Origin of the sequence: Pseudoalteromonas luteoviolacea DSM 6061 (genome assembly GCF_001625655.1) — a bacterium.
In the GTDB taxonomy this organism is placed as follows: domain Bacteria; phylum Pseudomonadota; class Gammaproteobacteria; order Enterobacterales; family Alteromonadaceae; genus Pseudoalteromonas; species Pseudoalteromonas luteoviolacea.
On sequence record NZ_AUYB01000122.1, the window covers coordinates 1 to 22,582 of the forward strand.

Annotated in this window: 10 protein-coding genes; 9 read left to right on the forward strand and 1 reads right to left on the reverse strand. The window is 40.9% G+C overall.

All coding sequences use genetic code 11. The features are described from left to right. From N475_RS17430 to N475_RS17455, 6 genes are all read left to right on the forward strand, one after another. The coding region (locus N475_RS17430; RefSeq protein WP_162269608.1) for an RHS repeat domain-containing protein at positions 1-2,319 on the forward strand (2,319 nt) is incomplete at its 5' end. Continuing rightward, positions 2,316-2,768, forward strand: coding sequence for a hypothetical protein (locus tag N475_RS17435; protein WP_063365691.1), 453 nt, complete (start codon positions 2,316-2,318; stop codon positions 2,766-2,768). The genes N475_RS17430 and N475_RS17435, both read left to right, overlap by 4 nt. A 552-nt stretch (positions 2,769-3,320) precedes the next feature. Then, entirely contained in the window at positions 3,321-3,668 is a 348-nt protein-coding gene (locus N475_RS17440; protein ID WP_063365692.1) for a hypothetical protein, read from the forward strand. Positions 3,669-4,127: 459 nt separating this feature from the next. Then, on the forward strand, positions 4,128-5,600 hold the full coding sequence (locus tag N475_RS17445; RefSeq protein ID WP_063358231.1) for a hypothetical protein: 1,473 nt from the start codon (positions 4,128-4,130) through the stop codon (positions 5,598-5,600). Further along, on the forward strand, positions 5,597-16,504 hold the full coding sequence (locus N475_RS17450) for an FG-GAP-like repeat-containing protein (protein WP_063365693.1): 10,908 nt from the start codon (positions 5,597-5,599) through the stop codon (positions 16,502-16,504). Before N475_RS17445 ends, N475_RS17450 begins: the two co-directional genes overlap by 4 nt. Before the next feature lie 33 nt (positions 16,505-16,537). After that, a complete protein-coding gene (locus tag N475_RS17455; protein ID WP_155730951.1) occupies positions 16,538-17,191 on the forward strand; it encodes an SEL1-like repeat protein in 654 nt (217 codons plus the stop codon). Positions 17,192-17,983: 792 nt separating this feature from the next. On the opposite strand, the gene N475_RS17465 is transcribed toward N475_RS17455, so the two are convergent. Further along, on the reverse strand, positions 17,984-18,250 hold the full coding sequence (locus tag N475_RS17465; RefSeq protein WP_063358235.1) for a RebB family R body protein: 267 nt from the start codon (positions 18,248-18,250) through the stop codon (positions 17,984-17,986). 203 nt (positions 18,251-18,453) lie between these two features. Between N475_RS17465 and N475_RS17470 the strand changes: the two genes are divergently transcribed. Genes N475_RS17470 through N475_RS17480 form a run of 3 tightly spaced genes read left to right on the forward strand, consistent with a single transcriptional unit; the run spans position 18,454 to position 22,493 of the window. Beyond that, complete coding sequence (locus N475_RS17470) at positions 18,454-18,834, forward strand: RidA family protein (protein ID WP_063365695.1); 381 nt, start codon at positions 18,454-18,456, stop codon at positions 18,832-18,834. Positions 18,835-18,877: 43 nt separating this feature from the next. Next, positions 18,878-21,328, forward strand: coding sequence for a LodA/GoxA family CTQ-dependent oxidase (locus N475_RS17475; RefSeq protein WP_063358237.1), 2,451 nt, complete (start codon positions 18,878-18,880; stop codon positions 21,326-21,328). Positions 21,329-21,380: 52 nt separating this feature from the next. After that, positions 21,381-22,493, forward strand: a complete 1,113-nt coding sequence (locus N475_RS17480) for a tryptophan 7-halogenase (RefSeq protein WP_063365696.1) — start codon at positions 21,381-21,383, stop codon at positions 22,491-22,493. Positions 22,494-22,582: the final 89 nt, after the last annotated feature.

Sequence of the window (22,582 nt, forward strand, 5' to 3'; positions counted from 1 at the left end):
AATGGCTTTGGTGAAGTACAAAAAGAGCTGCGTAATGGCACGCACTCAGTATACTTTAGCAATGACGTGTTGGGGCGTACCACGAAACGCAGTGCTACGGATGAAGACACCTATGTTTATGAGTTTGATACTAAGTCTTTTGGCCAAGTAACAAGCACAACGGGCAATGGCGTAACCCATAGTTACGATTACGATAAGTTTGGTAGACCGGTTACACATACGGTGAGTGGAGATGGACAAAGCTTTACCACTAAGACTTACTATGACACCAATTATGGTCGTGTTAAAGGGCTACGTTACCCAAATCATCTTACGTTAGAATACATTTACGATGATAAGGGCTACCAGACGCAAACCAAAAACACAGCCAGTGGCCTTGTTTACCAAAATATAACTGCGCGTGATGCTTATGGATTTATTCAATCACAGCTATTGGGTAATGGCCTCACAACAGACACATACTACAGTGCTCAAACTGGTCAAATGACCGAGCATACCACGCGTAAAAGCAATATCGAGCTACTCAATATTGCGTACACGTCGTATGATGGTTTTGGCAACCTTACAAATATGTCAGTGACATCTGGCAAAATTGATAAGCAGCATGCTTTCACAGAGTCCTATGTATACGACCATTTGCATCGTTTAGAAGAAAACAAAATTGACGCGCATACAGTCATAACTTACGGCTATGATGAGGTTGGCAACATCACTTCAAAATCGGACTATGCGACCAATTACAACTATGCAGAGCATATCAATGGCCACTCAGGTGGTGGCGCAAATGCGGTTAAAAAGGTCCTTACAAAGCAAGGTAATTGGGTAGGCTTTAGCTACGATGCCCGAGGTAACATGACAGCGGGTGACGGGTTGACTCATGCCAGTTATAACGCCATGGACAAGCCGACGCGCATTGTTAAAAATGGGGTAACAGCGACCTTTACCTATGGCGCAGACCACATGCGTTACAAACAAGTGAATGGCAGCACCACCACGTACTATGCGGGCAAGCACTATGAACTTGATATTCAGGGTAGTAAAACCACGACACGTGCCTACATTGGTGATTTTGCGATTATTTCCACGGAGTCTAATGGTACACCTGAGGTAAGGTACCTACACAAAGATAGGCTAAACAGTGCAAGGCTTATAACCGACGCCAATGGTCAAGTTATTGCCGAGCGAAACTTTGACCCATTCGGTAAACCAAGAAAAGCATCCGGTGGGTTGAAAGAAAACGCAAAGCTTGAGGATTTTGCAACCGCAAAAACCAAACGTGGTTTTACCGACCATGAGCATCTGGACGAATTAGAACTGATCCATATGAACGGTCGAGTGTACGATTATAACCTTGGGCGGTTTATGAGTGTGGACCCTGTTATCCAATCACCAGGGAATTCTCAGTCAATAAATCCTTATTCGTATATTATGAATAACCCACTGGGGGGCACAGACCCAACAGGGTACTCATCAGCGTGTCAAACGGGATCGGCAGTAAAGCGACATGATCCAGCTCCCGGTTGCTCTGTTATGTATAGTGACGGAAGTGTCGACTCAGGAGCCAAAGCTGGAGCATATGCTGACCAGTCTATAGCTGAAAGAGCTTCTGCTACAAATATCAATGCTGCATTGAATAATGGCCTAGAAGAAACCACAGAACAGATAGCAAGCTTGAGTGATTTGACGGCTATTGGTACAAACTCTGGTAGTATTGATAGTACATTAGCTGGAGGTGCAGCTGCGCTTACGGCGATCAAAGCTTTGGATCAAAAGGTGGTCGCTAAGGGAGCTGCAGCATTGCTCGGAGGAGTAGCAGTTATGGCTGGTATTGAAGCTGTGTCACCAAGTAAAACAGCAACTGATGATCAGATGAACGCGCTTGCTGCACCTGTAATAGCTGAGAATATAGCTGCGCATGAGAAAGAACAAGCGGCTGCAATTTCAAGAGTAAGAACAGCAGATGGGGGAATAGTGCTTTACCATGGCACTGACGTTCAATCTGCAATCAGATTGCTAAACGGTGAGCCGCTTAGTGCTCAAATAGCTGCTGGCAATAAAATAGATGGCCCACCGGGTTTTTACTTGGCCACCGACTATGATGATGCTGTATTCTTCGCCACTCGACGAGGAGAAGGTGCCGTCATTCAGTTTATTATTTCAAATAAAGCACTGGGTGGGCTAAATGCTAATGGAGCTTACTTTCAGAAAATTCCGGTTGGTGGATTTAGAGCGGACGGTTATGAATATTTGGTCCCTCCGCAAGCATTTGGTACATTTAATTCATACAGAAAGACTGAAGATATAGTTGCGACGCCATGAAGAAATATACTTTGAATGACCTAAAACCAGTACCAACGGCAGTTGAGTTAATAAAGGCACACCCTGAAAAATACTTAGCAAACACAGAGTCACCAGCTAATGAAATAGCGTCTCACTTGATGTCTGATGCGCTAGCATTATCGGCTAAAAGAGTGCTAGTGCAGAATGTTAATGATTGGATTCTAGTATCAGCAGATAAGGACTGGGTGAGGGATAATATAGATAATATCAGCGAACTATCTAATGTTTTTTGCAGGTTACTTGCTATTCCCGATAAGTGCGTGAACTCGTTTCGAGGAGAGGTGTTAGCTTACACCTTTTCTTCAAATTGTTTTGTATTTGACCATGGAAAGATTGAATTAATAAAAGGGAGCGCACCAACTGAAGATGTAACAAAGCACCTTCCTCAAGACCTCCCTTTTTCAGTATGCTTTAGTATTGACATGTAAAGTACCTCATCAGGATCCCTGCGGGATCCTGATACACCAATCATCAAAGCTTCACACCTACTTCAGCATGACTAGCAATCATCACCATCTCCAAAACATTCCCATTTTCGCGTATAATCGGGAAAGTTAACGGAGCCAAGATGAGTAAAATAAGCTATCTAAGAGAGTATCAAAGTACCACCCCAGCCATCGAAAATCGGAAAGTTCTTCCAACCCTATCTTAATCGTCATTCATAGCTAGAGGGGTAAACACTGCGACTCGGTATAAGTGGGTTGGTTAGTATATATTCGAAGTTTTTTGCTGCTATTTTAATTATTGAATATATTGCAATATTAAATGTGCAAGTGAGAAGGTTTTAAATTCAATCTTAATGGCTGGTATTTTTTAATGTGTTATTAATTGAATTTGATGATGTTTGGTAATAATGGTGTTAGCCTTGTTTGAATTTTCTGTTTTTATGGTGTTGGTTTTTGCCATAGCCTATGAAGCTGTTTTTACTTTATCGGTTTCTATATAATTAATATCGAAACATATAAATATAAAGAGCTGTAATGTTAAATAAAATACTATTTATAGGCGCAATATCTTGCGCATTAAATGTCTTTGCTGGCGATATCGCATTTGGAAAAGTAGTTGGTACAAAAGTCTATGACTTTTCAAATAATAAAGCGATTAAAGTTTACTTTGAAAAAGGATCGCAATTGTGGACGCCAGGCTGTTCAGAAAATGGTAGGCCGTTTGGAACCATTACATACAGCCAAAAGTCAGACCAAGCGGTTAATCATATGTTTAGTACCATAATTGCAGCGCAAATGTCAGGTAAAAAAGTACGTATTTTTTCACAAGCTGAAAATAGCTGTGAAGTAGATTTTGTTGGACTTCAAGAAAGCTATTACTAATCAAGTTTACCCCCGTAAAACACTGTAGAAGCCTCTCATATCAATGGAAGCTACCTTTAACTTAGTCATTAGTTAGTGGTAGCTTTTTTATTTCTACTGCATAAATAAAGGTAAATGAGTATAACGAATTGACGATTTTATGCGTAATTTGAACAGTTATAAGGCAAGCAAAATAGTAAAAAATTTAGCTCCTAAAATGAGTGTGCTTTTTCAAAATATGTCTATAACGCCAGTAATTTTTAATACTTTGTTAACGAATGTTTTTGTTAGTTTATGAAGTTTTTTATAAGTGATAGTTGATTTTTAAATATCTGATTTTAAAGGTGAATATCAATCTATTTGTTATCACTTAAATAATGTCTATTTTCATTTTTACATATCTTTACACTGTACATTGATTACACAGATTCTTTTGAATAGTATGCGCACTTTTTGCCACTGAGACTTTTAGGAGATAATGTGAACAGAATTTGGGGGATTTGCATAGCGCTGTTGTCCATGACAGCAAATGCATCGTTTGAACAAGCGTATGCGCCCATTAATGTTGGTAGTATAACAATATTTATACCAATAGAATTGTTGCCTGAAAAGGCTTCTTATCTGTCGTTAAATACAGACTCTGGTCAAACAAGACTAGCTTGGTCGCCGGTTAGCGATGCAGACTATTACCAAATTCAGCACTTTGAAAATGGCCAGTGGGTTTCTATTAGTGATCAATATACATCTACACATTACTCCACTCAAAGTATAACTGGTCCGTTTCGCGTTAGAGCTTGTCATCGATATGGTTGTGCGGATTGGCAATCAAATATTCGAAATGTTCAAGACCCCCTTAATATTCAGGCATTTTACAGCGACAGCGCTCGTTCTGATGACGCTGGGCGAATTAATATAGGTTGGTCAGTGCTGGGTGCGTCTAGTGTTACTCTAACTCAAAAAGTTGCAGGCTCAGTGGTTTCAGTAAAGCAGGGGTTAAATCCTACTCAGGGGGTTACGACACCTTATATTTCTGGTCTAACAGAATTTACATTGAGCGCACATGGTTTTGGCGGGCAAGTGATCCACAAAAATTTATCCGTGACGTCTAAACCAAAGTTCCCAATCCAGTTGCAGGGACAAAAAGGCGGTTTTAAGCAGCCGCTCTATGAGTCATCACTTGATATCGTTGAAAAGAGCATTGTTGAGTATGACGATAATCTGTTTTTTGCAACACATGATGGACTATTAATGTTCTATCAGGGTGTAAGGCGTAGCGATGGTGAAGTCACATGGCGCCACGGTTGGAATATGCAACTGGAAGGTATTATCAATAACGCACCAGTCGTAGATGGTGATTTTTTATACTTTACCGAAAGCTACTTTGACAATACAGGCCAAGCATGCAGAGTACGTTGGCTTGATGCATCAGCAAAGGTTTGTTCAGATAAAACAAACAATAACTTACTTGCAAGCCCTGTGATGGTTAAACCTGCTCCAGAGGTCAATCTTGGCTTCGTCGCAAGCGTACAACGATTTGCAAAGTCTTTTACTAGCAGCGCTCAACAGCAAGATGATGTACAAACAGGTCTTTATGTATTCCACAGAGACGGCACCATTGATGTGCTAGATCCACACAATAATTTGAAATTAAAACGTCAGTTTTCATTGAAAAACAGCATTAACCAAACACAAGGCATTGTCACCACCCCTTCATTGATTATGAACCAAGATATTGCCCTTTATAAGCCGCAGTTTGTAATTCAGCAGGCCGATGAGCTCATGGGAGTTGACGTTCCTGCAGTTGTTAAGGAGCCAGAGTTGTCCACTATGGAAACAATTAGTCAGTGGTTTAGAATGAGTCCAAGTGCAGAGGTTTCTGCCGCAGGTTCTGCGCCAAGTAATGCACCACAAGGTCCTGAAGAACTTAAAGTAGTTTGGAGGGATGGTATATGAAATTTCTAACCAAAGCGCTTTTTGTAACTGCCGCTTCATTCAGTGCATTTACCCAAGCAAATTATTGCGATAACTCTGATATGACGGCCATTGTAGGCGACGAAACCTATGTTAAGTTCCACAAAGGAAGCAGTTCAGTATCGCCTTCTTACGGAGGCTTTTGGCAAAATGGTAGTGTAAAGCTTTCAAAGGGCACTGTGACACTGAAAAGGAACGGCGTTAGTTCGGGTTCTAAGTCGCCGTTTTACTATACATTTACTCAAGCGGGTACATACTCTGCTTCGTATAAACATGAACATTGTTGGGGAAAGCGCACTAACCCATTTATGTGTGTTCCAGCGATTGATTGTAAGAGAACAATCAATGTAATTAGCCGTACGAAACCAAGTGTTAGTTACCGCTCTCATTCGGGGTCGTCCAATACACATTCAATGGACAGCAACTTTACGACTACTTTTAAAATCACTGATACAGGTAAAGATCTACAATCAATCAAGATATTCCGAGATTATCGAGTCGTCAAAAACTGTGGTGTTTCAACAAGTTCTACGGTTAATACCTGTTCCCATACGTTTTATAAAAGTGGCATGAGCGCTAAGCGGTATAGGTACTCCGTTCAGGCTATTGATAAACTGGGTGACAGCACATCCAGTACCTTTTATGTGACCATGAAGGAGCCCAACAAAAAACCAACAGTCACGCTCAGTGTTAACAATACTGCAGGGGCCTCCTCTGTTGGTTCAGCCCCTACTGTTGACGTAAAATTAGGTACTAATGTATCAATTGTTGTAAATGGTTCTGATACCAACTCTTCATCGGCAAATCAGCTAAAAGACCTAGAGCTAAATGTGGGTAATGGCTGGAAAGGTGCAAAGACTTTCTTTGGTAGCAATATCCATGCATATAACAATGCATGTAGTATTGGTGGCAAGTCAGCAAAATGTACTATCCCGTTAAAAATAAATGCTGATACGACAATACAAGCCCGCGCGCGTGATAAGCAAGATAGTTTATCCGGTATTAAGGCTGTGAAAGTAAATGGCGTACTGCCGCCAGTGCCTAATATTAGAGTGAGCAATAGTGCACCATTTGTAGGTGATAGCATTACTATTACTGCGACTATAAACAGCACCACCGATTTGGATAAGTTTTATCTTTGTGCGTTTAATGTGACCAACGTGAATGCAGATAATGGCTGTTCGAGTCCTATTAAAACGTGTTCAAAATCTAGTACAACTTGTACTCACCGCGTTAGCAGTAGTAGTGCAGGTGTCCGTACTTATACTGTTTATGCAGCCAATAAGCTCAATGTTAAAAAAGGCAACAAGGTAACCGTCAATTTCAAAAACCATCATGGTATTGTGTTTACCAACCCGAAACAGAAAAAGTACAACATTGGCGATAAAGTCACTTTTAGAGCAAAAGCTTCTTCATTGGGTGCTCAGTCAACCACAATTACAAAATTAGAGCTATTTGAAGGCTCTGAAATAACAGGCAGAAAGTTGACTTCAGTGACTGTCAGCCCTAGGTTGCCAATAGGCCTTGCAAAAGAGCAGTCTCAAGCTAAAAATGTAACGGTTGAATGGGTGACATCTGCAGCAGATATAGGTTCCAACAAAACGTATACTTTAGTTGCTACAGATAACAAAAATAATAAGGCTCGAACGTCTTTGACCGGGGTCACAATTATTGACCCTGTACCACACACGCCTAAAATTGCGCAAATCACCGTTCTAAAGGATGAAGCCAACAACGGTAAGTACCATGCCACTATTGCAGGTATGAGCAATACCAGAAGACTAAACTATAGCGTTTATGTTGGTGGCAAAGAAGTTCTTAAGAAGAACAATATCACTGTAACGCAGTTAAATTACTCCTTCACAATTGATACCAAAGTCGAAGACCATGGTAAGGAGCTGTTGGTTGAAGCGGTAGCTCAAAATTATAATGACTCCGATCCTAGCAAAGTTGTACTTGGTTTGGTTAAGTCATCAAACCGCATCAATATTGAAAACTACGAAATGGCTCCCCATTCACCAGTATTTGATAACCTTCCAAGTCAGGTTGGTGGATCATATACCTTAAAATGGAAAGCAAATGCCGACGGAGTTACTAATCAATATCAAATACATACATGGCCAGGATTACCGAGCGATAAAAACAACTCAACTGCGAAAAAGTTGCAACTATCTTCAAATCAGGCAACTGCTGTTCAGATCAATAATCTAAACCTAGGTCGACACACGTATCAAGTAACTGCGTGTAACAGTCAAAGCAAGTGTATCGCTGGACAGCAAATAACAATTGAACATATTGCGCCATTCTTTAGCTCAGGTGACATTCAAAACTGTTCTGTTGACGCATTAAATAGCGGAAAAACAGCTTTTACATTGAGCGCGAAAGGCGTTGGCTTTAGCTCTAGCAAGTCAACAGTACATATTCGTTTGAGAAAAACGGGTGAAACTTTCCCAGTTACAGCGGTGGTTTCTGGTAACAGTTTGTCTGCTCAAGTAAATGATCGTATTTGTCGTGGTTATTTAAATGGTGGTCTTGCTCTGACTATTGCTAATGGCGTTAAGGAAAATTCAAAGTGGCTTAGAGATACGATAGTCATTGATAAGACAGGATCAGAAGAACGCCCAGAATTGGCGAATCATGAATATACAGTCAGTGATAATCACTATTTATATGTTGGTCAAAAAGATGGTCTTAAGTCTTATAAACTAAACACTTCGTCAGGCTTGACCTATGTGTGGTCTCACAAGTTTGAAGCAGCTTTATCAAACGAAGTTGTCGCTAAACCATTGGTCACAAGCAAAAATGCAGCAGACGAAATTTATGTAGGGAGCTTGAATAAGCGCTTTTACAAATTGACGCATGACCCACTACAGGCTGAACCAAACAAGCGTAAAATTACCAATTGGGTGTTACAAACACAAGGCCCTATAAGAGCTCAGGCAGCGATAGACGAGCAGCAAAACTTGTATGTTGGCTCAATGGATGAAGCACTTTATTCAGTTGATACCGAAACGGGTAATGTGCAATGGCACTATGAATTCCCAGGCAGTGGCGGCATCATTTTACAGCCGACAGTGTCTGCTTCAGGTCATATTTATGTAACGACTGAAGATGGCGAATTACATGTTATCGACAATCGAATGATTGGTGCAAATGCGATTAAGTGGCAAGACATTAGCTCGCTAGCCAACGTCTATGCAGCTGAATTGCAGGCTTGGGAGCTAGCTCAGTGGCAGCCAGATCAATCACATACTGAAGTTATTGGTCTTGCAAAAGCAATGTATGTGTTGCTACAGCGTTCACCAACTAAAAATGAACTGAGCTTTTTAGCATTTTTGCTCGCCCATGATCATCCATACAACGAAATTATCAATGCAATTATCAATGCTAATCCAGATTTAGCCAATGCAAGTGATGTATCATTTATCAACCACCTATTCAATTATTTATTGGGCAGTGCGTCATCTAATGATGTACTAGATGGAGGCTCGTTAGGCTCTGGTAATCAAGCTTATTGGGTATCAGTACTTGAATCAGGGGTAACGCGAGCTGATGTAACAATCGCTTTGCTAGGTCATGCAAGAACACAGTATGAAGGTGCTGTAAACAGCCTACTATATTATTTCTATGACTATTGTTTAGATACCAAGTCATGTGTTTACGACTTTGATACAGATGGTGATGGTCTGAGTGACCGTGCTGAAGACGAGCTGGGTACAAACCCTGTCGATCCAAGCGATGGTTTGGTTGCACCTGTAATTTCCGTAGTTGACAATGGCAACGGCAATGTTCGTATTGATGTGACAACTACTGGAAGGGTGAGCGAGTATCAGCTGTATGAGCAACATGACCCTGAAGCATATCATCTCGGTCAGCAATTTGATGCAGACACGGCTGCTGCAAATAACCTTACTACGTTATATAAACAGTTTGGAAATGGGATATACCACTTCAAAGTAAAAGCCTGTATTAGCGTTTCGACCCAATATAATGGCACGCGTTTACAGTGTAGTAATGACTATTCAAATGAGGTTCAACTTAAAGTTGAAAGTAGTGCAGTAGAGTCTCCTATCAGTGTTAAATTGCCTAATACACAGGCTAGTAAGCACTCGTTGAGTCAATACGCGCTTCGCAATCATGCGCAATTACAGTCAACATCTGGCAACTTCAGAGTTACCGAGTCTGGTGCTGCAGCCTATAGCATTCCAATCGCATTGCCAGCTGGTATCACCGGAGTACAGCCAAGTGTGAGCCTAAATTATAGTTCGCAAAGCTCTGATGGACCTGTTGCTTTGGGTTGGAGTCTTGCTGCAAGCTCTAGTATTAGCCGTTGTCGTCAAACTAAAGCACAAGATGGCCAGTTTAAAGGCATTACACTCACTGATGAAGATCGCTACTGTATAGACGGACAGCGCTTAGTGAGTACGAATGTGAGAACAAGCAGTGGCCACTTCGATGGTGCGACGGTCGAGGAAGAGTATGTTACTGAAATCGACAGCCAAATCTCCGTTTTAAGGGTGACTCAAGGCGGCAATACGTGGTTCGTTGTTAAAGGTAAAGATGGTTCAATCAAACAATATGGTTTGACCGCATTAAGCCGTGTAAGCATCACTAATAGTGAAGGCAATGAGTCTACTATCTCATGGCTTATCAGCAAGGTTGAAGACAATAAACGCAAAGAAGCGACAACCATTAACTACATTTATACCGATGCCGTGGGTACTAGTGAGTTAGGTGCTTCTGAGCGAGTATTAAGTGCTATTGAGTATAGTGGTAACCGAGTTGAGTTTAACTACTCGGTTGGTGAAGTGCGCAGCACTGTCTATATTGAGCAAGCAATTATGCAGCAGCGTGCGCGCTTATCTGACATTGTGGTTAAAAATCATCTGGGTGAAGAGCTAAGCACATACGAGCTGTCATTTAAAGCGGCGAATAATGGCATGCGCCTGCTTGAGCAAGTGCAGCAGTGTCGCGGCAATGTTTGCCGTAAGCCTATTACGTTTGAATATGACTCCTTTGCGACAGATTTAAACTTTGAAGCAGAAAGTGGAGTTATGTCTGTAGGAACCGTTCAGTGGGGACAAGAGTTCCAGAAGATGGCAGCGGTAACACTGGCAGATTTACAGGGCGATGGTAAACCTGAGCTTGTTACACTAGTTCGTGCAAACAAAGATGCCAAGTCTTATAAGCTGTGTGTCTATCAAGGAAATACATATAAGCGCCCAGAAGAGTTATCTTGTAGATACCTAAGCCGCAAAGACGACCACGAGAGTGTCGTTATGTTTGCGATTGACCCTGACCAAGATGGCAGGCAATCCCTAGTTATTAATTTGCGTTCTGAGCATACTGACGACTATAGAGCTAAATTCTGGACAATGTATAGCCTCAACAGCACAGATACTTTGTACGAGCACAGCTTACCTACTGGTTGGCTTTCTAATCAGTATATGAGAGAAATAAAGCCCGCCGACCTTAATGGTGATGGTTATGTAGACCTTGTCTTTAAGCAAAAAAGAGACAACGCTAACCTTTATGTTAAAGTTTGGAACCCAAGCTCTAATAGTTTTGGTGGAACAACAACGCTAACAACTACGAACTCAAATATTCGCTTTGATTCTCGAGGTGACTTTACTGAAAAAGGTACAGATTGGCAGGTAATGGACCTTAACTATGACGGTCTAGCCGATATCATTTCTCTACGTTGCGATAATAGTAACAAGTGTGATGATTACGAGGCTAAGCGCATAACGGTGCATTACAATCAGGGGAGCGACAGTAATGGTTCATACAACAAGTTTAGTGCTCACAATGTTGCGACCGCGGGTAAAATTGAAAAACTAACTCCGACCGATATAAATGGAGATGGTTTAGTCGATATCATTTACCTAGCGTCTGATTGGTACAACAAAGATATGAAACGCTGGAAGGTACTTCTGAATACATCTAGCAGCGAAGTTGCATTTTCGTCTATCTTCTCATTGACCGCTCATTCGGATAAGCACAGTAGTGGTACTGTATCTGAGCATATTCCACCGATGCTTATGGACCTTGATAAGAATGGCAAGGTTGAGCTGTTCTTCAAACATGGAATTTATAGCACTTGGTCACAATACGAATGGTTGCCGGAGCAAAGAGATTTTGAAGAAGTTTCAAATAATGCGTTTAGAGCTTCGCTAAATCATGAAAAAGGACACTATGCCTTCTTTGCTGATTACAACAATGATGGTGTGTCTGACATTCTTATTAAGAACGAGCAAGGTGTGCAGGTTAAATACAACTTGGCCCAATCACCCACTGAAGGCTTCTTAACTGGCATTACGCAGGGCTTTGGAAACAAAACTTCAATTAATTATGCACTCATGACTAACCCTGAAGTGTACAGTGATCTTGAAGATGATTTGACGAAAGATGCTGAGCAATTTGCAAAAGATGGCTTGCAAGTTACCAAGATGATAGGTGCAAATCCTTTGGTTCATTTTGTTGAAACAGATAACCCTTCTTCAACAGATAATACGGCGCGAAGTAAAGTTAACTACCATTATCAAGGTGCTCGAGGCCAGTTTGGCGGGCGTGGCTCGCTTGGATTTAAGGCATTGATAACTACAACAGCAAAAAGGGGCACCAACGATACGGTAGATACTATTTTTACGACTACGACTCGCTATCATCAGGCTTTCCCGCTCACAGGTATGCCTTACTCGACAGAAAAGCGCATGGGAACCGAGAATACACTTCTAGGTCGAGCTAAGAGTGAGTACTACTTGGACGTGATTGAGCAACTCGGCGGTGTTAAGTCTTACCGAGTTTACAATTCTCAGGCTATTGAGTGTAGTGCAATAGTTGATTCAAACTTATCTGTGAATACCTTTACTTGTGTTGACACAACAACACAACAAGATAAATATGCAAATGTAACTAGTTTGACAGTTGATACTTATGAAATTGCATCTAGTCGAGTTAACGGCTTTGTAGAGAACGGTCCTCGCTTCGAAGTTTCAGCAAAGTCTGTGACAACCGAAAATACATACGGCTTGAGTGTTCTTGAGAAGAGGTATGGTCGTCTAGAGACAACGACTGTTACCACAAAAGTACCAAATATGCCTGTACTAGAACGAACAAGTAACTTTACTTACTATGACGAAAATCATGATAGTCGTTATATGTTGAAGTCGGAAACCATTGGAAAAGGCCTTGGTTGTGATATAGAGCTGACGACGGAGCATAGTTATGATGAATTTGGTAACAAAGCTCAAATTGCAACAACTAATAGTGGTTGTAATGACATAGATAAAGAGACTCGTTATAGGCGTCACGTAATAGACAATGATGGAAGGTATGCTAAATATACCGAGCAATGGAGTAGTAAGAACCCTTCGCTCAAGATGCAGAGTGAGGTAGTACTAAGCAGAAATGCATTTGGCGACCCTGTAAAAGTACAAGATGTACATGGTGTTGTTGTCGAAAAAATATATGACCAATTCGGTGGAGAAGTTGGTCAATATAAAAGCACCGGCGCTCAGTCGTTGAGTTATTTATCATATTGTTCAGATGGTGAGGGTTGTGCCGCACAACTTAATCAAGAAGTAAATGGTGAACTGGTTGAAGTGCAGTATCTAGATAAAATGGGTCGAGCATATCATACCAGTAAAATAGACATGACTGGTCAATGGTTGACCAATAAACTCAGTTTTGATCTGTATGGTAGGACGGTTGAAGTTACAGAAGCAGGTACTCAAAGGGTTGATACGCAATATGATGTTTTGGGTAGGACTTCTATTATAAATAACCCTAACTCAGGTACTACTACTACAATCGAATACTCGGGTATGAAGAGTACGACAACTATTGCTGGAGCAGGTATAGTTGATCAGATTAAAAATGTTACTAAAAATATACTAGGGCAAGTTGTATCTTCGGATGAAAACGGTGGCCAAGCGGTTCACTTTACTTATTATGCTAATGGTCAAAAGAAGGATGTGCACTCTAGTGCAGAGGATAGTACCAACAGCCTTCTGATAGAATTTTCATATGATAATCTTGGGCGCAAACTATCTCAAAAAGATGCTAATAGAGGTACGTGGTCATATAGCTATAATGCATTTGGAGACCTAATAACTCAAACTGATGCTCGTGGTGTAGTACTTACGAACGAATATGATGGATTCGCGCGTAAGATAAAGCAGAGTCAAACAACCCCTAATGGTTTTGTGGGGAATGAAGGTGTTAGTGAATGGCACTATGGAACAAGTTCTGACGATGTTCATTTACTTTTAACTGAAAATCAAAGTAATGATTGGCAGCGTAACTATTACTACGATACGTTTGGTCGAACTGCTGCAATGTTAACTAGCCTAGATGGTACTAATCATTGTGAGTCAAAAGTTGCATTTAATACAATAAGTAATGACTTACGCATAGTTGATGCTTCGCTTAAAGATCCAGTAAAGAGCAAGTGTGTTATCCAACAAACCGCGTATGATGAATACGGTCGTATTGCGCTGCAATTTGATGATTACCGCCGTCTAAATAGTGGTAGTAGTGAGTATATTGAGGCGCGAGGAGTAGCGTTTGAATATGCATACAGTCAGGTGGTTGCGAAAACTGAAGCCCGTGAAGGCGGACAAGGGCAAAATTACTATCGAATAATTGACACTAATGAGCGTGGCCAAGTAGTTGAGTACCAGAAAGGCAATGTGACTATGGCTGTTGGTTATGACGCGAAGGGGATGGTTAGCTCTATATTTAGTAAAAGCCACACGTATATTCAATCAGATAGTTATAAATTTGATAGCGTTGGCAACTTAGTGGCGCGTTCTCAATTAGGCATGAGTGAAAGAACATATCACTATGACAGCTTAAACCGTGTATTAGGTGTTAATAATGTTGATCTATTTAAATACTCAGCTTCTGGTAATCTGGAAGAAAAAGCTGATTATCGAATTCACGAAACTGCGCAGTGCAGCGGCTCTAATGTTGAAATTATTGCAAAGTGGGATCAAAACTACGGTGAAAACTCAGAACCACTGCATGCGTTAACTTCTCGTAATAAGTTGTCTGGTAATGTTTGTTCTGCAGCGGGTAACGCCTCAAACAACCAAGGCGGGTTCGCGCAGATTGATTTTGATGCAATTAACCAAACCAAAAATGATGAAACCTTTACGTATGATGCTAATGGTAATGAAACGAGTGTTAAGGAAGGTACCCTATCGATACGTAGCATTAAATATAGCGCCCGAAATAAAGCTGTAGAGATCCGTGGTAAAGACGAAATTGTTAAGTTTAGCTATGATGCTAATAATCGCCGATTCAAACGAGTAGATTCAGAAAACACAATTTACTATGTAGGCGCATTGCAATTGACAGTTCCTAGTGATACAGCAAAAGAATCTGTGATAAATCGCTATATAGGGAACGATGCGCAGCAAACCTACTACGGTACAGGTCAGAGTAAAACGAAATGGATGTTTACCGACCACCAAGGTTCAACAATTGCAATTACAAACAGTGAAAACAAGCTTTTAAAACGTTATGCTTATGATATTTTTGGCAAACAATCAGATGTAGTTGAGACCCAAGCTGAGATTGATGCAAATTATGCCCAAGAAGCAACTCTAACCATATTTGATAGTGTTTCCAGTAATTTTAAGGCGTATACTGGGCATGAGCCCATTTCATTGGGTGGCGAGAAGCGAATATTACATATGAACGGTCGTTTGTATGATAGTGAAACTGGGCGCTTTATGCAGGCAGACCCATTTGTGCAGGCTCCAACAAATACTCAGAATTATAATGCTTATTCTTATGTACTAAACAATCCATTGTCTTATACGGACCCTAGCGGGTATCTATTTAAGAAGCTTGGTAGTTTTGTTAAAAAATACTGGAAAGTTATTGCGGCCGCAGCTTTGGCAGTTGTTACTTACGGAGCCGCTAGCAGTTGGCTGATGGCCAATGGGTTTGCGACAATGACAACAGTTGGTACCGGCTGGGGAGCTATGTGCGTTAATACACTTAGCTTTACCGGTAGTATGCTTGCGGGTGCTGCATCAGGGTTTGTCGCCGGAGCTGTTTCAACAGGGACCTTAAAAGGAGCAGTTAAAGGTGCTATTTCTGGTGCGGTATTTGGTGGTGTTGGTTATGGTCAGCATGGCCTACAATGGGCTAAAACTACTCAAATTGCAGCACATGCTGTGACCGGAGGCATCTTGAGTCACCTTCAAGGCGGTAAATTTGGTCATGGTTTTATAAATGCTGGGTTTATGAAGGGAGTAGGTAAATTTACTGCAGCTAAAGTTGACAGCCAGTTTGGTGCCACGGCAGTTCAAGCGATTGCTGGTGGTACAGTTTCAAGGCTGACGGGTGGAAAGTTTGCCAATGGTGCAGTGACTAGTGCAATTCAGTTCATTGTAAATGAATATTCACAGAATATAATGGTTACCATGAGCCGGAATTTTGAAAGAGCATTTAAATTCTTCAAAGCCAAGCCTGTCGCTAAAGCTGGTTACAAATTGTCGACTGATATACCTAAAACCAATCAGACAATATCGGCGAACCAATCAGGAGAAATAGAGTTAACGTCAGAGCTCATTGAAGTGAATGCAAAAGTGATATCGGTGAACGTAGAGCATGTTGAAAATCTGACAACTAATGCAAGTAAATCGGTAATAAACGTTCAAAGAACTCTTGGTAAAGAAGATCTGCATGTTGCGCTTAAAGGTTCAGCAGATACAGATGCTGAGCTCTCGTTGGCTTTAGTTGGAAGATATGAAAATGTTACTGTAGAAGGCAGTGCTACTGTAATGCCAATGAATGCAATTGATAATACAGTAAACTTTATTAAAACTTTTAATAAAGCACTGTCTGCAAGTCCATTGAGTGATAGATAGATGATGAAATTTGTAATTTTATTGAGTTTAATAATGACCACATATGTGAATGCACAGGTAAAAGAACCTGCAGAAGAGTTTTATAAAATTGCTGAGCAGTATTATGAGACAAAAGGAAGCAACGACTTTTCACCAGAAAAAGCCTATCAGTTATTTCGTAAAGGGGCTGTGTTAGGTCATGTACCATCAAAAAACATGGCATATGTTGTATTCAATGTCTACCCTAAGACTTTGTTTCCACATATGGAAGAAGCAATTCATTACCTTGCTGATGCGGCAAAAGCAAACAACAAATTTGCTCAGTTCAATTTGGGAATGGTATTGACTCAGGGCAGTTATCTTGAAAAAAATGTGACCCTGGCTAATAAATGGCTGTATAGCTCTGCTTTACTCGGTTTCAAAAGAGCACATGTCCACCACGGTATCAATCTGGTTAATCAATATATGCCGCAAAGGAATGAGATGAAACTGTCAGAAGAAGCCTATGATGTTATAGTTAGTGAGTTGACTCACGCTGAAGAGCTAAAGCATATTGAAGGGGTTGTTCAGCTAGCTCGATTCCAGTTTGTAGCAACTGGCAACCTTGAAGAGGTACAGAGACTTATGAAGTTGGCAATTGAGTGGGGTGGAGAGGACGCAATTAATCTACTAAAAACCACTGAATTTTGGGATGTAGTCAACAAATAAATTAAAGGGTAATATGATTTTATTAAAGGACTTTGGTTAAGTCAGGACTTGATCTATTACAAATCATATATTTGGCACTTTCTGTAGCCCCAGTTCTTTTGGGGCTTTCTCTTTCGTTAGAGTGTATATTAATTATATTCTAACTTGAGGTGCTTTATCGAGGCAGTAAATGCTGCCTCGTTACTCTAACCCTCTATAATCTATGAGTATCCGGACTAATAGTTAATAATTTATTAGAGTGATTTTTCCAGCTAACCCCACCAATATGTGAACTTTTAGTCGTTTTTAGTACATATTTAATGCCAAAGTGAAGATATGAAAATATCGCTTGTAATAAGCAAAGCGACGTTCTTGATAATTGTGTATTTTTTAATATATATTATTTCAGATGTAATTGTCAGTTTAGTTTATGTTGATGGGAGCTATATATTATTAATGTTAGTGAACCTTCTGATGCTGCTCTTTACTTTTAAAAATATCTTGAAACCTTTGTTCTTTAAGAGGTTTAATAATATATACTCGGCACTTTTAGTTTTTTACGGAGGGGGAGGGTGTGCATTTCTTTTTGGATATTTCTTGGAAGAAAATAAGGACTTCTCTATTAAGGTATGCATATTAGTTTTTTACTCATCATACCTGCTATTTACTCTTCTTTTCGAAGCAAAGGAAAATGGAGAAATTTAAGGAAGGGTGATGTATCTACCACTTCCAATCGCCACTCATCTCACTAGCACAAGCACACTTTCTCGTCTCTCCTCGAGCGTAATATATAAAGTAACTAATTATTGAGCCTCAGCGATAAATCTTGGTCATTCCTGTGGCGGTCAGTTGTGTGTCTATACAATACAAAGTATCCACGCCTTGGGTTAATGCTGCTTGGTCCATAATCCTGTTGTTTTGCTGGCACACTGTTGCATTGTGCGCCGCATTTGACAGTGCTTGACTTGTCGCAAGCATAAAATTGCCCGTTGCAATTGCTGGTGCATCACCTAACACCTTGGTATTTACTTGCGAGACTGAATCCGTAATTTGACTGTTTACTGCAGTTGGAAATGCCATTGTTGCTACTCCTTAGATCGTTGTTGTTTTAACTTTAGTTCGTTGTGCCAGAAACAACAATTACACGTTGTTACGACAAGTTCAGAGAAGAGGATTGTGCACAGTCCGCGTAATAATATGTAATGGAATGTTTTATATTTGTTACTAAACTAGTGGTCTCACCCGTTGAATTAAATTTCATTTAGATTCTCTAAGGAGAGACAATGTCAACTCAGAACGTAAAAGCCCCTTTATACCCACCATTTAGACAAGCAGGTAATTTAGTGTTTGTTTCGGGCCAAAATGCAGAAGCAAATGGCCAAATTCAGTCTAGTAATATTATTGAACAAACAAAAACGGTATTTGACCTTCTCTCCATCACATTGGCCGGTGCTGGGTGCACTTTACAAGATGTTGTTAAAGTTAATGGATTTTTACACTCAGAAGATGACTTCGAACAGTTTAATCAGGTTTATCAAGAATACTTTGGGCCGCAGTCTCAAAGCTATCCTGCACGCTCTATGGCGTTAGGTGTACTGACTCAAAAGAGCCAGCATAACAAAGCACTCATCGAAATTGAACTCGTCGCGCATAAGCGCTCGTAGCGAGGTATTCGACCATTTAAATTAGTTATATTAAGGACAAACCATGTCAAATTGTCAGTATAAGATTTATCCACCTCTGGGTATTGCCCGAGTTGGCAATGGTCCAGCAATTAAACCACTATCTTTATCAACTCCTGAAGTTCCTTGGGCACATTTATATGATACCAATGTGCAGTATTTGGTTACGCAGCAGGAGCTTGAGCAATTGCTGGAAGAGGCTTTTGGAGGCAATGTCATAAACGAGATTAGCCAAATCAAAACAAAGCTCGATGAGCGCAAAGCTGAAAAATTCAAACAAGAAGAAATAGAAACAATTACTGGATTACTTGGTTTATCTCATTTAGTGCCGCAGCAGCAATTGTCTCGCAGCCTTGATAATTTAGAGCTAAAAAGTACAAAAGATAGCGACGATATAGTTCAACAAATCAAAGGTGCTTTGCTTAAAGTGTTGAGTGACCACTATTTACATGCGGTGAAGAAACAAGCTCAGAACTTTTATATTTATAAGTGCGATGAGCAAGGTAATCCAGTTGAAAAGTTGAAATTGACAGATGGAGACAAGGTTACTTGGCGTGTAGAAGTGGCGAACAAAAAGTCATTCTGGTACGACTATAACAATGCGCTTGACTTGTCCTTGCATACGCAGGGATCTGGCAACCTAAGCAAAAACGTGAGTAAGCATAGGTTAGCTCCTGCAATGACGGCGAAGCGCAGAAATCCAAATGTGATAACCAATAGCCTAAGAAAGCAATTGGTTATTTCAAGCCAAGGTAGTGTGTCGAGCGACAACAATACACAAGTTCCACTACGTGGAAAGTTTCCAGCAAATGAGCCAGATACTAACAACCGGTTGAGTGACTTACTCAACTTACAAGAGCGCCATAATGTACTACAAGGTTCTATCGAGTGTGATAACGAAGGGGTTCTTAGATTTTATGCAGGAAATGGGATCTCTCAAGCATTGTCACCCTCATCATTAAATACCGACTTTGCAGATAACTCAAACTGGTTTGATGATATCTGTGATGGCCGTGTGACTGCGGTGGTTGAGTTGAAAAATGGTGACACTTTTGAAATACAAGATGAACAAAGCAGTGCATGGGTAGCGACAACACCACCTGATTATGCGCCGCAGATTGAACCTATTGTAACCATGTACGACATGGTGTCGGGGGCTGCCTTAAAGGAGCAAGATCTCGACAACCTGACAACGCAATTTAGCGATGTGTTTCCGATTCTATATCGCCTATACAGAATGCAGTGGGTAAACCAAGCTGATTTTACTGACAATGCAGTTAATACTCAGATCCGCGAGCTCAACAGCGAGCTAGGTTTTGCACAATTGCTTGATAATTCTGCATCTGCTAAGTCTTTGCGAGAAGGTATATTCAACCAGTTTAGAAATCCACTCTTTGATCAAGACATTGACGTAGATGACCCAGGTCAAAGTAGCAATGAATGGGTGAGCAATAGCCGTATTATTCCAAGTAAAGACGAAACAAATATTGCTGCTAAGCCCGCGACTTCGTCGTTGAAATTGCCATTTTATCCAAATGATGGGATTGATTACCCTGGTAGCCCCGTACAGTGGTTTGCGATACCGCCGTTTATGTATCAACATCTACAAAATTGGGCTGCGGGCGATTTTAGCGTTACTCAAGTTGAAAAAGAGAGCGCAAATACAATTGAAGAGCTTGGTCTATTTTACAGCGAACAATTTAAAAACTCGCCAAACAGTGCTCTGTTGTGTGCACGTGGCGCATTAGATGCACTATATGGTGGTGGTTTTCACCCTGGCGTTGAGCTGACATGGCCAATGCGTCACAACTTAATCTACAGTCAAAACGACTATGTGAGTAGTGTTACGCCAGAAATCAACTTATTAGGTCTAAGAGAGTTTAGACTTAAGCAAGATCTTCAGGGGCTGAACTCTCCTAATATGTACCAAGACTTTGGCCATGTGATTGCAGTAGATAACGTGACAGCATCTATTGACCCCAACTCTGATGCTGCATGGTTGTGGCGAAGTACGCCAGGTGATTTGACTAAGTGGATGGGGATCCCATGGCAATCCGATGCGGCTAGTTGCCAAGCTGTATATACTCCAGAGGATTTCCCGATCCCATCATGGTGGGCCGCAAACCTGCCTGTTCATGTGCTTCCGCTTGCAAGGTATAACAAGTTTAAGGACAGTCAGTCTGCCGACTTGCCTGAAATTAATGGTATGACTCATAGCATCGCCCAAGGTATGTCGGAAGAAACATTTGAACACCTACGTTTGGAGCAATTTTCGCAGCGTTTAGATTGGCTTCACACCGCAGATCTTGGGTTTGTTGGCTATCATGCCGAAGGGGGTTATACCAATGGGCTGATCCAAATGGTGAGTCAATGGAAAAACATGGCAATGGTTATGGCTAGACCCGTTGAAAATCCAGGATCATCTGGCATTCCAAATGTGGTTTATGTTGCATATAGCCAAGCCGACAAAGACTAGTCTAGGCTTCAGATAAAGGCACTTCGGTGCCTTTGATTTAAGGAAAAGTACAATGAAACATGCCTTTGAGTATGATTGCTTGATAGTGGGTGGTGGGATTGCTGGTACGGTCACCGCAAAGCAACTGCAAGAAAAAGGTTACAAAGTTGCGCTGATAGATGAGCGTGCCCCGTCTAGACTACACTTGGCAGAAAGTTTACCCGCTACTATAGAGCCACTTCTGCAACGACTTGGACTCTTGGAGCTAATCAAATCTCCACCTCATTTCAAGCATACAGGTATGGTGTCGCTATGGGGTTCATCTGTGCCTCAAGTAATGCCTTCGGTAGCGCAACATCATGGTTGGAAGGTAGACAAATGGTCTATCATAGAGCAAATAAAATCTCAGCTGCCAAGCGCCTGTGTTATATCAGGAAAAGTTAAGGCGGTCGCTATTCAACAAAACGGTTGGCGATGTCATATTAAAAAAAATGGTGTTAAAACGGACTTTGAGATCCATACTCGGTTTTTAATTGATGCGAGCGGGCGGCAAGGGTATTTGCCAAGAGTGTTAAATTTGCACAGGCATACGTTCGACAAACTGAGTGCGTTTGTTGCGAATGTTACCGTGCACTCCCCCCTAGATGCGCAGCCATCCGTGGTGGTAGAAGCTTTTCAAGATGGTTGGACCTTAACCTCTAAAATTAGCGACAACCAAAGTATGGTAGCCATATTTTGCAATCAATATACGCCGGAGTTTAGTAAGTTCAAATACGCCAAAAATTGGCCCGAAGTTGCTAATCAAACACAATGGTTTAAAAAGGTCGTGTCGAACGGTGAGTTTGAAGTAAAAATACTAAATGCCAGCAGCCACATAGTTAGTCAGTTAAGCGGGAAGAGTTGGTTGCTAGTTGGCGATGCGGCAATGTCATTCGATCCGTTGTCCTCTCATGGCATGACTACCGCTATTTATATGGCTGAAAAGGCCGCCCATGCGATAGATCGCCTATTTAATGGCGATAATAATGCCCTCGGTCAGTACAGTAAAACGATGGCTGATATTTATAATAGTTATTTAAATGAATTATTGGGGTGTTACCGTCTTGAACAGCGGTTTAAAGACTCAAAGTTCTGGCAAAGTAAGCAGCATTTCTCGGATGAAGAAGTGCGTAATATAGTTGGTTGATTGTTGTTATTTTAAAATGAGTTTTTTATTAAAATTAATTGTTTTATAATTGGTGAATTATAAGTTAACAAAAACGTAAGATATAAGGT

Excerpts from the sequence above, each read along its gene's own strand:
- N475_RS17435 (WP_063365691.1), top strand. The coding sequence starts at position 2,316 with ATGAAGAAATATACTTTGAATGACCTAAAACCAGTACCAACGGCAGTT.
- N475_RS17440 (WP_063365692.1), top strand. The coding sequence starts at position 3,321 with ATGTTAAATAAAATACTATTTATAGGCGCAATATCTTGCGCATTAAAT.
- N475_RS17450 (WP_063365693.1), top strand. The coding sequence starts at position 5,597 with ATGAAATTTCTAACCAAAGCGCTTTTTGTAACTGCCGCTTCATTCAGT.
- N475_RS17455 (WP_155730951.1), top strand. The coding sequence starts at position 16,538 with ATGACCACATATGTGAATGCACAGGTAAAAGAACCTGCAGAAGAGTTT.
- N475_RS17465 (WP_063358235.1), bottom strand. The coding sequence starts at position 18,250 with ATGGCATTTCCAACTGCAGTAAACAGTCAAATTACGGATTCAGTCTCG.
- N475_RS17470 (WP_063365695.1), top strand. The coding sequence starts at position 18,454 with ATGTCAACTCAGAACGTAAAAGCCCCTTTATACCCACCATTTAGACAA.
- N475_RS17475 (WP_063358237.1), top strand. The coding sequence starts at position 18,878 with ATGTCAAATTGTCAGTATAAGATTTATCCACCTCTGGGTATTGCCCGA.
- N475_RS17480 (WP_063365696.1), top strand. The coding sequence starts at position 21,381 with ATGAAACATGCCTTTGAGTATGATTGCTTGATAGTGGGTGGTGGGATT.